The sequence below is a fragment of the Saccharothrix sp. NPDC042600 genome (assembly GCF_040647305.1).
GTDB classification, from domain to species: domain Bacteria; phylum Actinomycetota; class Actinomycetes; order Mycobacteriales; family Pseudonocardiaceae; genus Actinosynnema; species Actinosynnema mutabilis.
Genome location: NZ_JBEZBW010000146.1, coordinates 1 through 14,531 on the forward strand (window position 1 = coordinate 1; position 14,531 = coordinate 14,531).

The 14,531-nt window shown below is 70.9% G+C and carries 14 protein-coding genes; all 14 read right to left on the reverse strand.

Annotation, left to right across the window (positions count from 1 at the left end):
- Window positions 1–126: 126 nt before the first annotated feature.
- Window positions 127–783, reverse strand: coding sequence for a GntR family transcriptional regulator (locus AB0A74_RS39905; RefSeq protein WP_358258020.1), 657 nt, complete (start codon window positions 781–783; stop codon window positions 127–129).
- 25 nt (window positions 784–808) lie between these two features.
- On the reverse strand, window positions 809–2,209 hold the full coding sequence (locus AB0A74_RS39910) for an aldehyde dehydrogenase (NADP(+)) (RefSeq protein WP_358258022.1): 1,401 nt from the start codon (window positions 2,207–2,209) through the stop codon (window positions 809–811).
- Window positions 2,206–3,108 (reverse strand): dihydrodipicolinate synthase family protein, encoded by a 903-nt coding sequence (locus AB0A74_RS39915; protein ID WP_358258023.1) that lies wholly within the window; start codon window positions 3,106–3,108, stop codon window positions 2,206–2,208. The genes AB0A74_RS39910 and AB0A74_RS39915 overlap by 4 nt, the downstream gene beginning before the upstream one ends.
- Window positions 3,109–3,165: 57 nt before the next feature.
- Window positions 3,166–3,867: an ABC transporter ATP-binding protein gene (locus AB0A74_RS39920; RefSeq protein ID WP_358258024.1), complete on the reverse strand. Its 702-nt coding sequence runs from the start codon at window positions 3,865–3,867 to the stop codon at window positions 3,166–3,168.
- Window positions 3,867–4,631, reverse strand: coding sequence for an ABC transporter ATP-binding protein (locus AB0A74_RS39925; RefSeq protein ID WP_358258026.1), 765 nt, complete (start codon window positions 4,629–4,631; stop codon window positions 3,867–3,869). The genes AB0A74_RS39920 and AB0A74_RS39925 overlap by 1 nt, the downstream gene beginning before the upstream one ends.
- Complete coding sequence (locus tag AB0A74_RS39930; RefSeq protein WP_358258028.1) at window positions 4,628–5,563, reverse strand: branched-chain amino acid ABC transporter permease; 936 nt, start codon at window positions 5,561–5,563, stop codon at window positions 4,628–4,630. Before AB0A74_RS39930 ends, AB0A74_RS39925 begins: the two co-directional genes overlap by 4 nt.
- A 2-nt stretch (window positions 5,564–5,565) precedes the next feature.
- The gene (locus tag AB0A74_RS39935) at window positions 5,566–6,456 is read right to left on the reverse strand and encodes a branched-chain amino acid ABC transporter permease (RefSeq protein ID WP_358258030.1); all 891 of its coding nucleotides are present in this window, start codon (window positions 6,454–6,456) and stop codon (window positions 5,566–5,568) included.
- Entirely contained in the window at window positions 6,453–7,589 is a 1,137-nt protein-coding gene (locus AB0A74_RS39940) for a branched-chain amino acid ABC transporter substrate-binding protein (protein ID WP_358258032.1), read from the reverse strand. Before AB0A74_RS39940 ends, AB0A74_RS39935 begins: the two co-directional genes overlap by 4 nt.
- A 336-nt stretch (window positions 7,590–7,925) precedes the next feature.
- Complete coding sequence (locus AB0A74_RS39945; RefSeq protein WP_358258033.1) at window positions 7,926–9,077, reverse strand: hypothetical protein; 1,152 nt, start codon at window positions 9,075–9,077, stop codon at window positions 7,926–7,928.
- A gap of 16 nt (window positions 9,078–9,093) precedes the next feature.
- Window positions 9,094–10,806 carry a Xaa-Pro dipeptidyl-peptidase gene (locus AB0A74_RS39950; protein WP_358258035.1) on the reverse strand — a complete coding sequence of 571 codons (1,713 nt, stop codon included), beginning with the start codon at window positions 10,804–10,806 and terminating at the stop codon, window positions 9,094–9,096.
- Window positions 10,807–11,020: 214 nt separating this feature from the next.
- Window positions 11,021–11,599, reverse strand: coding sequence for a glycoside hydrolase family 11 protein (locus AB0A74_RS39955; protein WP_358258043.1), 579 nt, complete (start codon window positions 11,597–11,599; stop codon window positions 11,021–11,023).
- A 221-nt stretch (window positions 11,600–11,820) separates the two neighbouring features.
- A complete protein-coding gene (locus AB0A74_RS39960; RefSeq protein WP_358258037.1) occupies window positions 11,821–12,189 on the reverse strand; it encodes a TIGR03618 family F420-dependent PPOX class oxidoreductase in 369 nt (122 codons plus the stop codon).
- 74 nt (window positions 12,190–12,263) lie between these two features.
- Window positions 12,264–13,787 carry an MFS transporter gene (locus AB0A74_RS39965; protein ID WP_358258039.1) on the reverse strand — a complete coding sequence of 508 codons (1,524 nt, stop codon included), beginning with the start codon at window positions 13,785–13,787 and terminating at the stop codon, window positions 12,264–12,266.
- An 86-nt stretch (window positions 13,788–13,873) separates the two neighbouring features.
- Complete coding sequence (locus AB0A74_RS39970) at window positions 13,874–14,362, reverse strand: MarR family winged helix-turn-helix transcriptional regulator (protein WP_358258041.1); 489 nt, start codon at window positions 14,360–14,362, stop codon at window positions 13,874–13,876.
- Between the last annotated feature and the right edge of the window lie 169 nt (window positions 14,363–14,531).

The following is a 14,531-nucleotide window of genomic DNA, read 5'->3' on the forward strand; positions in this document are numbered from 1 at the left end:
CCGGAAAAGCTGGTTGCCAAGAAGGGAGAAGCGCGGTTGGGCTGCGCCCAGGCCGTACGGGGAACGAACCGAGGCCCTTCCTGTGGCTTGGCAGCTCGTGGCGCCTGCGGCGCTTTTTGCCCTTGGTCAGGGCTTGGCCCAGCGGCCGCGGGTTTGGCTGATGTGGGCCTTCAGGAGTTCTTCGACTGCTGTGGCGTCTCGGGATTCGATGGTGTCCACGATGGTCAGGTGTTCGCGGGCCACCGCTTCCAGTTCGCCCTGTTCCAGGAGTGTTGCCAGGCCGTACAGGCGGGTGTGTGCTCGCAGGTCCGACACCAGGTCGGTGATCCTCGGGTTGTTCGCGTACGCCAGCAACGCCAGGTGGAAGCGCCGGTCCGCCTCGGTGTACTCGACCAGGTCCCCGGCCACCGCGCCGTCCACGATGCGTTGCGCCATCTCCCGCAGGCCCGGGAAGTCCTCCGCCGGGATCAGCGGGGTCACGTCGCGCACGACCGGCGGCTCGACCAGCATCCGGACCTGGGTGATGTCGTCCAGGTCCTTCTCGCTCACCTCGGTGACCCGGAAGCCCTTGTTGGGCACGATGGTCACCAGGTTCTCGCGCACCAGGTCCAGCATCGCCTCGCGGACCGGCGTGGCGGACACCCCGAAGCGGGCGCCCAGGGACGGGGCCGAGTAGACGACGCCCGGCTCCATCTCGCCGGAGATCACCGCCGCTCGCAGGGCGTGCGCCACGCGGTCGCGCAGGCTGACCTTCTCGACCGGGCCGATGCTCGGGATGTTCACCAGCGCGGTCTCCTGGTCTCGGTGGTCACCACCGCATCGTAAGGGCTCCCTCCGTCAACCGGCCGTTCACCAGGGCGGGCGCGCGCGTGTCGTCGCGCACGGCGGCCGGGAGCAGCGCCGGTGGGAAGTTCTGGTACGCGACCGGGCGCAGGAAGCGTTCCACCGCCGCCGTGCCGACCGACGTGCTGCCCACGGCCGTGGTCGCCGGGTAAGGGCCACCGTGGTGCTGGGCGTGCGTGACCGAGACCCCGGTGGGCCACTGGTTCCACAGCAGCCGCCCGGCCCGTCGGGCCAGCAGTCGGGTGAGGTGGGTGATCCAGTCGGACGGCTCGTCCGCGATCACGGTCGCGGTGAGCTGCCCCTCCAGCCGCCCGGCGAACTTGATTACGTCCGCGTCGTCCTCGTAGGTGACCACCAGCAGGAACGGCCCGAAGCACTCCCGCGTGAACGCCTCGAAGTTCGCCAACACCCGCCGCAGGTCGGTCATGAGCACGGCCGGCCCGTCGCCCGCGGCCAACTCGGTCACGCCCTCCCGAGGCACCGAGGCCACGGCATCCCGGTAACCCTCCGCGATCCGGTCGCTCAGCATCGGGGCAACCGGCAACTTCAGGGCCGCCAACTCCTGCGGGATCGTGCTGTCCTCCGGGACCAGGAGGAGGCCGGGTTTGGTGCACAACTGGCCCGCGCTGAGCGTGAAGGACACTGCCGCGTCCTCGGCGATGCGCCGGGGTCGGCCGGCCGCCGCGTCGCGGGCGACGATGACCGGGTTCACGCTGCCCAGTTCGCCGTAGAACGGGATCGGTTCCGGCCTTGCCGCCGCCAGGTCGAACAGCGCCCGGCCGCCCCGCAGCGACCCCGTGAACGCCCCGGCCTTCACCAGCGGGTGCGTCAACGCCGCCCGCCCGGCCTCCTCGCCGTGGATCACCGCGACGACACCCAGGTCTCGCAGCAGCTCACCGGTCAGGTCGGACAGTTCCGGGTAACCGGGGTGCGCCTTCACCACGACCGGGCAGCCGGCGGCCAGGGCGGACGCCGTGTCGCCGCCGGCCACCCCGAACGCGAACGGGAAGTTGCCGGCCGGGAACACCACCACGGGACCGATCGGCTGGAGCACCCGTCGCAGGTCCGGGCGGGGTGCGCCCATCGGCCAGTCCGGGTCCGCGTGGTCGATCCGCACGCCCAGGTGCGCGCCCGTCTCGACCAGTTCCGCGAACAGTTTGAGCTGGAACGTCGTTCGGGTCAGCTCTCCGCGCAGTCGTGCAGGTGGTAGTCGGGTTTCCCGCTCCGCGACGCCGATGAGGTCGGCGTCGTCCAGGCGGTCGGCGATCGTGGTCAGTACCGTGACCGGGTCGAATCCGGTCCAGCAGGTTCGGTCGGCCGCCTCGATCGCCTTGTGGACGTCTTGGAGGGGAGTCTCCTGGCTCACCGGTAGCCCTTCGCCAGTGCGGCTTCGGTGTCCGTCGTGATGCGTGCGGCCTGGTCCGGGGTCAGTGGCAGGCGGGGTGGGCGGCATGGGCCGCCGGGGCGGCCGGCCAGGTCCATGGACAGCTTGATGGCCTGCACGAATTCGGTCTTGGAGTCCCAGCGCAGCAGCGAGTGCAGGTCCCGGTACAGCGGCAGGGCCGCATCCAGGTCCTTCGCGACCGCCAGGCGGTACAGCTCGCCGCAGGCGGCGGGCAGTGCGTTGGGGTAGCCGGCGATCCAGCCGACCGCGCCCGCGAGGGCCAGTTCCAGCAGGACGTCGTCGGTGCCGATCAGCAGGTCCAGCTCGGGTGCGGCCTCGCGGATCTCGTAGGCCCTTCGCACGTCGCCGGAGAACTCCTTGACGGCCACGATCAGGCCCTCGCCGTGCAGCTCCGCCAGCAGGTCGGCGGTGAGGTCCACCTTGGTGTCGTAGGGGTTGTTGTAGGCCACGACCGGCACGCCGACCTTGGCCGCCTCCCGGTAGTGCGCGACGACGGTGGCCCGGTCGGCCCGGTAGGCGTTGGGCGGCAGCAGCAGGACCGACTGGGCGCCCGCCTCGGCGGCCTGCTCGACCCACCGCACCGCCTCGCCCGACCCGTACGCCGCGACGCCGGGCATCACGCGGAACCCGTCGGGCGCGGCCTCGACGGCCGTCCGCACCACCAGGGCCCGTTCCTCGGCGGTCAGGGTCTGGTACTCGCCCAGGGAGCCGTTGGGGGTGACGCCGTCCATGCCGTTCGCCGCCAGCCAGGCCACGTGGGCGGCGTAGGCGTCGAAGTCGACGCCCAGGTCGTCGCGGAAGGGCAGGGCGGTGGCGACGTGGATGCCGCGCCAGGGGTGGTTCACGAAGTCTCCGTTCACGGGTGTAGTATGTGACATTGCACTGACCGGCGCGAGACCCCCGTTCGGGGGTGCTGGTCAGGAACCGAGGTACGCCGCCACCACGCGGGGGTCCTCGGCGAGCACGGACGCCGGGCCGGAGAGGGTCACCACGCCGTTCTCCAGCACGTAGCCGCGGTGGGTGATCCCCAGCGCGGCTCGCGCGTTCTGCTCGACCAGCAGCACGGTGGTGCCCTCCGCGCCGATCCGCCGGACCACGTCCATCACGGTCGCCACCATCAGCGGCGCGAGGCCCATCGACGGCTCGTCCAGCATCAGCACCCGCGGTTCGGCGACCAGCGCCCGGCCGATCGCCACCAGTTGCTGCTCGCCGCCGGACAGCGTGCCGCCTTGCTGGGCACGGCGCTGGGCCAGCAGCGGCAAGAGGTCGAACACGGCGTCGATGCGTCGGGCGACCGCGGCCTTGTCCGCGTGGGTGAAGCCGCCGAGTTGGAGGTTCTCCAGGACGGTGAGGGTGCTGAACACCCGCCGACCCTCGGGGACGTGCACCAGGCCCCGCCGGACGACGTGCCAGGGCTTGTCGGGCAACGGTTCCCCGTCGAACGTGATCGTGCCCCGCGCGAGGGGCACCAGTGCGGACGCGGCGCACAGCGTGGTGGACTTGCCCGCCCCGTTGTTGCCCAGCAGCGCCACGACCTCGCCCCGCTCCACGCGCAGCGACACGCCCCGCAACGCCTGCACGTGCCCGTAGCGCACGTGCACGTCGGTGAACTCCAGCATCAGCCCTCCCGTCCCAGGTACGCCTCGATGACCGCCGGGTCGGCCTTGACCCGCGCGGGCGTGCCGTCGGCGATCTCGCGGCCGTGGTCGAGCACCACGACCCGCTCGGAGACCTCCATGACCAGGCCCATGTCGTGCTCGATCAGCACGACCGTCCGGCCCAGGTCCCGGATGCGGCGGATCAGCCCGAGCAGCGCGGTCTTCTCGCCGTGGTTGAGGCCCGCGCCCGGCTCGTCCAGCAGCACCAGCGGCGCTTCCCGGGCCAGCGCGCGGGCGATCTCCACCTGCCGCTGCCGCCCGTACGGGAGGTCGCGCACGGCCCCGCCGCGCGGACCCTCGTAGCCGACGAAGTCCAGCCACCGGTGGGCTTCGTCGGTCCACGTCCGTTCCGCCCGCTTGAACCGGGGTGTGCGCAGCAGCGCGTCGAACGCGTTCTGCCCGCCGCGCAGGTGCATCCCGGCCCGGACGTTGTCCAGCACGGTCAGGTCGGCGAACAGCCGCAGGTTCTGGAACGTCCGCGCCACCCCCGCCGCCGCGACGGCGAACGGGCTCCAGCCCGTGATGTTCTTGCCGGCCAAGAGGACCCGGCCTTGCGAGGGCTTGTAGAAGCCGGTCACGCAGTTGAACGCCGACGTCTTGCCCGCCCCGTTGGGGCCGATCACGGACACGATCTCGCCGTGCCCCACCGAGAACGTCAACCCGTCGACGGCTCGCACGCCACCGAAGGAGATCCCGAGGTCGCGCACCTCCAGCAGGGCGGTCACACCCGCGCTCCTTCCCGGACCGGCGCGGCCACGCGCTCCGGTTCCCGCCGCCGCGCCGGCCACAGGCCCCGCGGGCGCAACACCATCACCACGACCAGCACCACCCCGAAGAACACGTACCGGAACGCGCCCAGGTCCCGCAGCACCTCGGGCACCACGCTGATCACCACCGCCCCCACGACCACGCCCCGCGTGCTGCCCATGCCGCCCAGCACCACCGCCATCAACACCAGCGCGGACTGGAGGAACACGAAGCTCTGCGGCGACACCGCCGACAGGTGCGCGGCGAACAGCACCCCCGCCAACGCGCCCCAGATCGCGCCGAACACGTACGCGAGCAGCTTCACGCGGTAGGTGTTGACGCCCATGGCCTCGGCGGCGTCCTCGTCCTCGCGGACGAACATCCACGCCCGGCCCAGCCGCGAGCGTTCCAGCCGCGCGGACCCGAGCACCGCCAACGCCACCACGGCGACGCAGAGGAAGTAGAACCCCGCCGGACCGCCGACGTCGATCCCCGGGATGCCGAAGATGCCCGTCGGACCGCCGGTGAAGTCCAGGTTCGTCGCCGTGATCCGGATGATCTCGCCGAACCCCAGCGTCACGATCGCCAGGTAGTCGCTGCGCAGCCGCAGCGTCGGCGCGCCGATCACCAGGGCCGCCAACACCGCCACCACCAGCACGGCCGGGACCGTGTAGAGCAGGGGCATCCCGAACGCCGTGGAGAGGATGCCGGACGTGTACGCGCCCACGGCCATGAAGGCGACGTAACCGAGGTCCAGCAGGCCGCAGTAGCCCACGACGATGTTCAACCCGGCCGCCAGCACCACGAAGATCGCCGCGGTCGTCAGCACGTTCAGCGTGTACGGCGAGGCGTCCACGAACGGGATCGCCACCGCGACCAGGAGGCCCGCCGGCCCCACCCACCTGCCCATGGTCACACCCGTTCCGAGACGCGTTCGCCGAGCAGCCCGGTGGGCTTCACGGACAGGAAGAGGATGAGGACGGCGAAGGTGAACACGTCCCGCCACTCGCCGCCGAGGACGTGCGCGCCGAACGCCTCCAGCAGGCCGAGCAGCAAGCCGCCGAGCATCGCGCCCCGGATGTTGCCGATGCCGCCCATCACGGCGGCGGTGAACGCCTTGAGGCCGATGAGGAAGCCCATCAGGAACTCGATCTTCCCGTAGTACGCGCCCGCCATCACGCCCGCCGCGCCCGCCAGGGCCGAGCCGATGAAGAACGTCCGCGAGATGACCGCGTTGACGTTGACGCCCATCAGCAGCGCGCCCTTGGGGTCCAACGCGATGGCGCGCATGGCCCGTCCGGTGGAGGTGCGGTTGACGTACCGGTCGAGGGCGACCATCAGGCCGACCGCGATGGCCATCAAAGCGAGCTGGGCCACCGTGATCCGCACGCCGAGCACGTGCAGCGCCTCGCTCTGCACCCGCACCGGGAACACGCGGGGGTTCGCGCCGGCCGCCGCCACGCCGTACTCCAGCGTGAACGACACGCCCACCGCCGTGATCAGCACGGCGAGGCGCGGCGACCCGCGCAACGGCCGGTAGGCGACCCGCTCCACCAGCACGCCGAGCCCGCCGGTGACGGCCATCGCCGCCACCAGCGCGCCGACCAGCGCGACGACCGAGAACGCCGCCGACACCCCGCCCACACCGGAGAGCACCACGAACCCGGCGAACGCGCCGAGCATGTAGATGTCGCCGTGCGCGAAGTTGAGCAGCTTGATGATGCCGTAGACCATCGAGTAGCCCAGCGCGACGAGGGCGTAGAACGAGCCGACGAACAGGCCGTCCCAGACGAGTTGGATCATCGCAGGGAGTCCTGGAGCACGAACTTGCCGCCCTTGACCACCAGGATCTGGAAGCCGCCCTGGGAGAGGGTGTGGCGGTCGCTGAAGGTCAGGGGGCCGGAGAAGATCGGGAAGTCCTTGAGGCCTTCGAGGGCCGCCACGACCTTGTCGCCGTCGGTGGTCCGGGCCTTCTTGATGGCTTCGGCGGCGACCCGGACGGCGTCGTAGGACTGGGTCGAGTACGGGCCGGGTTCGGCGTTGAAGGCCTTGCGGTACTTGGCGATCCAGTCACCCGCGCCCTCGATCGTGTCCGGGGTCTGGGTCATGGTGGCGAACACCCCGTCCGCGCCGCCCGCGATGGAGGCCAGGGACGGGTCCACGCTGCCGTCGGCGACCATGAAGTCCTTGGCGTACCCGGCGCGGCGGAACTGGTCGACCAGGAGGCCGCCCTCCTGGAAGTAGCCGGTCCAGTAGACGAAGTCGGGGTTGCCCTGGAGGACCTTGGTGACGGTCGCGCCGTAGTCGCTCTCGCCCGGGGTGACGGACGTGGTGGTGACGGCGAGCCCGGCCTGCTTGACCAGCTCGGCGGTCCGCTTGGCGATGTCGGTGGAGTAGCTGGTGTTGTCGTCCAGCACGGCGACGGTCTTGGCCTGCCGCTTGCGGATCCACTGGATCGCGGCCTCGGACTGCTGCGCCCCGGTGGGGTTGATCAGGAAGACCGAGCGCAGCCTCTGCCCGACGAGCTGCTCGGAGTTGGCGGCGGGGATGATCATCGGGATGCCGGCCTTGTCGAACACGGGCAGGGTGGGCAGGGTGGCGCTGGAGCAGTAGCCGCCGACCGAGACCACGGCCCCCGCGCTGACCAGCTTGTTCGCGGCGGCGACGGCGGAGGTGGCGTCACAGGCCTCGTCCTCGACGTCGAGTTCGACCCGGCGGCCGAGGAGCCCGCCCTGGGCGTTGATCTCGTCCACGGCGAGCCGGGCGCCGTTCTCCATGTTCGGCCCGATGGGGGCGCTGGACCCGGACAGCGGCACCGCCATCCCGATCCGGATGGGCCCTTCGGCGGCGCTGTCCGACCCGAGCAACCCGCCGCCGCAGGCCGAGAGTGACATCGCGAGTGCCGCCGAGAGGGCGACGACTACCAACCGTTGCATGCGCTTCTCCGCAGGTGAGGACCACTTTCGCGAGCGAGGTGGCGCACACCATGTCACATTGCAATTGCACTGACAAGGGTTGGTGGGGCGATCGGGGCGAGCCGACCGGCTCGGCTGGCCGGCTCGGCCGACCGGTGGGTTCGGCGGTGGGTTCGGCGGTGGGCTTGGCGGCGGGCGGTGGGCTCGGCGTTGGGCGGCGGTGGGGTCGGCGGCAGGTGGTGGGTGGTGGGTGGTTGGCGGGCTGGGGTCGCTGAGTGGCTGGGCGGGGCCGGCGCCCAAGGCCGCCCACCGCCCAGCCCGCCGAGCCGCTTGCCGCGTCGGCGGCTTCGGCCGTCGTCAGTGCGCCGCTGCGGTGCCGTAGGTGGCGCGTACCGTGATGTTGTCGCCCGACCGTGACAAAACCTGGATGCGGATGTTGCCGGCGGTGAAGGTCTGGCCCGTGTCGTAAGGGGCGTCGTTCAGTTCGTTGCCGCCGCAACCGCCGGACGCCGGCCGGGAGTCCACCACCCGCACCGGGCCGGAGCCCGAAGCCACCGCACTGTCCACCCGGTACACCAGGACACCCGTCCGGCAAGCCCGCGAGTCGTTGCCCGACCGCGCCCGCACCTCGGCCACGTAAGCGACCGTGGTGCCGTACCGGATGACCACCGCCTTGACACCGCCCGCCGTCTCGACCGGTGACAGGGTCGTGGTCACCGACGTGTTCACGGTCCGGACACAACTCACCTGGTTGTCGTCCAACCACCCCAACTTCCACTTGTGCCAAGCGAAGTGGTCCGGCGCGACGCCGCCCAGGTTGCCCATCAGGTCCCAACTGCCGATGTACCCGTGCCCACCCGGCCCGCCGTACAGGTCCGGCAGGCTGATCGTGTGCCCGCCCTCGTGGGCCAGCAGCAGGTGGCGGTGGTTGCCCCAGTCGGTGCCCAGGACGGCACCGGCCTTGATCGTGCGCCCGTCCAGCGTCACGTTGTCGAACTGCGCGTACGACCGGCTGGTGCCCGAGTCGGTCAGGAAGACGATGTCGGTGGTGGAGAAGTCGAAGTGGCGGTCGACGGACCGGGCCGCGTCGCCCCACGTGCTGGCGTTCGTGACCGACACGTCCCCGACCGCGTCCGCCGCCGGGTGGTCGAGGTGGGCGACGACCGGTCGGCGGACGGGCACGAGTTCCAACTGGTAGCGCCCGAACGAGCTGTTCAGGTACCACTGCTCGGCGGGCTTGTACTTGGCCATCTCCGCGTCGATGTTCCAGTTGCCCCGGAACAGCACGGCGGCGCGGACCCGGCCGATCGGGCGCGGGAAGTTCGCCCAGTTCGTCGTGCCCTCGCCGAGGAACGTCCGGTTGGGCAGCCGGCAGTCCGCGGGCGGGTCGGCGCTCTGGATCTGCGCGGCGGGCGGGTTGTGTGAGGCGGGTGCGGCGTGTGCCGGCACCGCGAGCAGGGTGGCCGACAGCGCGGCGAGCAGCGCGGTCAGGCCTCGTCGGTGTGACATGGTCGCCTTCCGGGGGTCAGACGAGCGGAACGGTCAGGGAACTGCCGGCGGGGAACAGGCGCAGGCGCGTCCCGACGGACGGGCGCAGGGTGTGGTCGTGGTCCGTCGAGATCACCACCAGGCCGATGCGGTGGCCGGCGGCGAAGACGTGGTCCTTGGGTTCCAGGGAGAAGCGCAGGTCGTACTCCCGGCCTCGGATCACGCGTTCACCGGCCGAGGGCGAGTTGCGGTTCTGCGGGTCGATCCAGCCCCTGGTCACGATGGTCGCGCCGGACGGGCCGTAGTCGACCAGCAGGGCGGTCACGTTGGCGTCGTCGCGGTTGTCCACCGCCATGCGCAGCGCCACCGAGGCGACACCGGACATGCGGGCCGCGCCGGCGAGCGGGGCCGTGCGGTGGACCAGCCGGTACGGGTTGGCCGTGTCGGGGCCGGAGACCAGGGTGGACGCGGTGGTCGTGCGGCCACGGTCCTCGAACCCCTGTGTCACACCGCCGGAGGGCGTGCTCGACAGGGTGCCGGGAGCGGTCGCCGACGTGGTGGTCACGTGGTAGGTCACCGGCTTGGCGGCCGGGTCGGGCCAGTCAGCGAGCTTGCGCCAGCCGCCCGACAGCTCCACCTCCGCCACGGGCTCGCGCATGATGCCGTTGTCGATGCCCTTGAGCCAGTAGTCGAACCAGCGGGCCACGGTCGCCTGGTAGTCCGAGCGCGACGGCGGCCCGTGCCCGCCCCGGTGCAGCCAGATCTTGCGCGGGATGTTGTTGCGGCGCAACGCCTCCCACCACTGCGAGTACTGCGAGCCCTTGACGTTCCAGTCCGAGTGGCCGTGCACGACGAACACGCTGGCCTTCAGGTCACCGGCGCGCTTGGTGTAGTTGCGCTCGTCCCAGAACGCGGAGTAGTCGCCGGAGACCCGGTCCTGCCGCTGGGTCAGGCCCGCGATCTCGTCACCGCACCCGGACCGCGTCACCACGGCCTTGGCCAGCGCGTCGGCGTCCTCGCCCTGCCAGCCGCCGGGCGCGACGACCAGCCCGTTGGCGCGGTAGTAGTCGTACCAGTTCGACTGGGCGGCCACCGGGACGATCGTCTTGAGGCCCTCGACGCCGGTCGTGGCGACCATGTTCGGCAGGGTGCCGTTGTAGGAGACGCCGGTCATGCCGACCTTGCCGGTGCTCCAGGACGCGGTGACCGCTCGGCCGTTGCGGTCGAACGCGCGGGCGCGGCCGTTGAGCCAGTCGATGACGGCCTTCGCGCCCAGCGCCTCCTGGCGGTCGCCGGAGGTCGGGCAGCCGTCGGAGTCGCCGGTACCGATGCTGTGGCCCAGGACGACGGCGTACCCGCGTGGCACGTAGTAGTTGTCGAGGCTGCCGGGGAGGTCCGGGGCGGACTTGCGGGTGCCGGGTCGTGCGGACGTGGTGGTGAACAGGCCTTCCTGGGGCAGGCGGTCCACGTCGACCGGGTGGAACGGGACCGTGCCCAGTCCGTGCCGGTAGGGGCTGTGCTCGAAGACGACCGGGTGCCGGCCCGAGCCGGTGGGCCGGGCGATGTCCAGGGCTATCCGATCGGGGCGTCCGTCGCGGTCGCTGTCCACTGTGGACTCGACGTAGACGCGTTCCTCGACCGCCGCCGCGGCCGGGGACGTGGTGAGCAGGGATGTCAGGACGGTTGTGGCGGTTGTCAGGGTTGTGAGGGTTGTGGCGGTTGTGAGGGCCTTAGCCCACCGCAGGGACATGGCCGCCTCCGTTGGGTAGCGGTTTCGATGTCCCAGTTGTAGTGGTGCGGTGGGGGAGATGGGGTGGGGTGTGGTTTGACAGTGTTTGACAGAAGTGCGTGGTTCGGCGGGGGTGGGTGGTTCGGCGGGGGTGGGTGGTTCGGCGGGAGTGCGTGGTTCGGCGGGAGTGCGTGTGAGCGCCGGTGGGGCGCGAGGGGCCCCACCGGCGTCGGGGTCAGCGGACGGTGATGTTGGAGCTGCCGCTGCTCTGGTAACCCTCCGTGGCCATGATCATGTAGTAGCTGAAGTTGCCCAGGCGCATGCCGGCGCGGGACCAGGCGTCGAAGTGGTTGCCGGTGGTGATGGTGCCGCCGGTCCTCTTCTGCTGCCGGACGCTCCAGAACTGCGGGAACGTCTTGGTGCCCTCGACGGACGGGGCGTTGTAGCGCATGGTCTGGTAGATGTCGTACGTGCCGCCGTCGGTGGTGACCGTGCCCTTGTACTGGCCGGTGGGGCGGTAGGTGCCCCAGTTGTCGACGATGTAGTACTCCACCAGCGGGTTGGACGTCCAGCCGTACAGGGTCAGGTACGCGTTGCCGGACGGGTAGAAGGAGCCGGAGTACGACACCGTGCGGCGCGACCCGTTGCTCCACCCCTTGCCACCGACGAAGTTGCCGGTGTTGCGCCACGACGTGCTGTAGTTGCCGCCCGACCCCAACTCGATGCACGCCGACCCGCCGCCGTCGCTCCACCACGAGTAGTAGTAGCCGTTGTGCGTGCCGGTCTGGTTCGAGCACACCGCCGCGCTGGCCACGCCACCGGGCACCAGCGCGGTCACCAGCACCGCGCAGGCGCCACCGATGAGGGTGCGGAGCAGGCCGCGCCTGCGGCCGACCTTGAACTTGATCACGGGAGTTCTTCCCCTCGTCGCTGAGGATGGAAATGGTGGCGGCGGATCTCCCGAGTTTTGGGCGGTGGCGCGCGGCGGTCAACGGTTTTCGCAACCCTTCGAAAGTCTGCGGGCGCCGTGCGGGGTCACACGTCGAGCGCGGTGCCGTAGAGGCGGGTGGCTTGGAGCGTGATGGTGACGCGGCGGTCGGGCGCGGTGGTGTCCGGGGTGTCCTCGGTGATCTCGGCCTCCCCTTCCACCACGGCGAAGGACCACACGTCCGGGCCGGTCACGTGCAGCGCCACGCGCGGGTTGGCCCGGATCTGGCGGGTTTTCAGGCGGTCGGCGGTGGTGGAGACGCGGATCGTGCGGGTGTCGGGGGCCCACTGGTACAGGACCGTGGACAGGTGGGGGTGGCCGCTGCGCTTGACGGTGGCCAGTGCCCCGAACCGCTGGTGGGTGAGGAGGTCGCTGACTTCGGATTCGGTGAGGGGGCGGGGAGGTGCGCCGGACATGGTTCGTTCCTCGGGTTTCTGGAGTCGCGGGGCTTTTCGGGAGGTGCAGGGTTGTTTGGGCGGTGCGGGGTTGTTCAGGAGGTGCGGGACTTGCGCAGGACGGTGAGGGTGACCGCGATGGCGGCGGCCAGGAGTGCTGCGGCGGTGGTGAAGGCGGTGTGGTAGCCGGCGGTGAGGGCGGCCGGTTCCGGGGTGCCGGAGGCCTGGTGGGTTCGGGTCGTTGACGCGGCCAAAGTGGACAGCACGGCGACGCCCAGTGCCATGCCGACCTGCTGGGTGGTGTTGAACAGGCCCGAGACCAGGCCCGCGTCGTCCGGCTTGGCGGTGGACATGCCCAGGCTGGCCAGGGCGGGCAGCACCAGGCCGCCGCCGGCGATGAGGAGCATGACCGGGAGCAGGTCGGTGACGTAGTCGGCGTCGACCGGGATGGTCGTGAGCTTGAGCATCGCGGCCAGGAGCAGGACCAGGCCCGTGGTCAGGACGGCGCGCTCGCCGAACCTCGTGTTGAGGCGGGCGGAGAGGAAGAGCGAGACGCCGCCGATGGTCACGGCCGCGGGGAGCATGGCCAGGCCGGTCTTCAAGGCGTTGTAGGACAGCACTTTCTGCATGTAGAGCGCGACGATGATCTGGAAGGCGAACATCGCGGACAGGGTGAGGACCTGGACGGTGTTCGCGCCGATGACGGTGCGGTCGCGCAGGAGTCGCAGGGGCATGAGCGGGGTTCGCGCGGTGTGCTGGCGGAGGGCGAAGGCGGCGAGGAGGGCGAGCGAGAGCGTGCCGAGGAGCAGGGTGTGCGCGGCGAGCCAGCCGTGTTCCTCGACTTTGACCACGGTGTAGATGCCGAGCATCAGGCCGGAGGTGACCAGGGCGGCGCCCAGGATGTCGGCGTTGGTGCGCAGGGCCGTGCGGCGGTGGGTGGGGGAGGTGGCGGCGCGGTCGGTGGGGAGGGTGCCGCGGTCGGTGGGGAGGGTGCGCAGGGCGAACAGGATGGTGGCCGCCCCGATCGGCAGGTTGATGAAGAAGATCCAGTGCCAGCTGAGCGCGTCGGTCAGGACGCCGCCGAGGACCTGGCCGATGGACGCCCCGGCCGCGCCGGTGAAGCTGAAGACGCCGATCGCCTTGGCGCGCTCAGCCGGGTCGGTGAACAGCGTGACCAGGATGCCCAGGACCACCGCCGAGGCCAACGCGCTGCCCGCGCCCTGCAGGAAGCGGGCGGCGATGAGGAGGCCGGGGGTGGTGGCGAAGCCCGCGAGCAGCGAGGCGGCGGTGAACAGCGCGTTGCCGGCGAGGAAGACCGTGCGGCGGCCGATCAGGTCACCGAGGCGGCCCGACAGCAGGAGCAGACCGCCGAACGCGATGAGGTAGGCGTTGACCGTCCAACTCAGGCCGGCGGGCGAGAAGCCCAGGTCGTGCTGGATGGCGGGCATGGCCACGGTGACGATGCTGCCGTCGAGGATCGTCATGAGCATCGCGGCGGACAGCACTGCCAGCGCGGCCCAGCGGCCCTGGCGTGGTGTGTCGGGGGTGTGGGTGGGGTTTGTCGTGGGGGCGAGCGGGTCTGTCTTGGGGGTGAGCGGGTCTGTCTTGGGGGTGGACACGGGGGCTCCTGTCTGTGGTGCCGGCGTGCGCCGGCGACAGGAGGAACCGTAGCGGATAGTTTCGTTGTAGACAATCTCTTACGGGTTCACTTGCTGCTCTCCCGGGCGCGGCGACCGCCCGCCGGAGCGGGGGAGGGCGTGGCGAGGTGGTCGCTGACCAGGAGGTTCAGGGCGTGGAGGAGGGCGTCGCGGTCCTTCTGGGGGAGGGAGTTCAGGGCGGCGCGGTGGACGTCGTCGACGATCTGCTGGCTCTGCTTGGCCAGTTCCGCGCCCTTGTCGGTGACGGCGATGATCCGCGCCCGCCGGTCCGTGCTCGACGGGCGGCGCTCGGCCAGGCCTGCCTTTTCGAGGGCGTCGATGGTGACGACCATCGTCGTCTTGTCCATGTCGCCGATCTCGGCCAGCTGGATCTGGGTGCGCTCGGCTTCCAGGGCGTGGACCAGGACGCAGTGCATGCGGGCGGTGAGGCCGATCTCGGCCAGGGCGGCGGCCATCTTGGTGCGGAGGACGTGGCTGGTGTGGTCGAGGAGGAAGGACAGGTCGGACTCGGTGCGGGACGGAGCCAGGGCTGACATGGCTTCGATGGTAACTGGATTATCCGTCACGGACCCTTTTTGGGTGGCGGGCTGTCGGTATTCAAGATCAAGAACGAAGAGCTAAAAGCGGCGCTCGCCGCGCGGCAGGCCCCCGGGGGTGGAAGGGCGTCGGTTCGTTCCCCGTACGGCCTGCCGGAGGCAACCACCC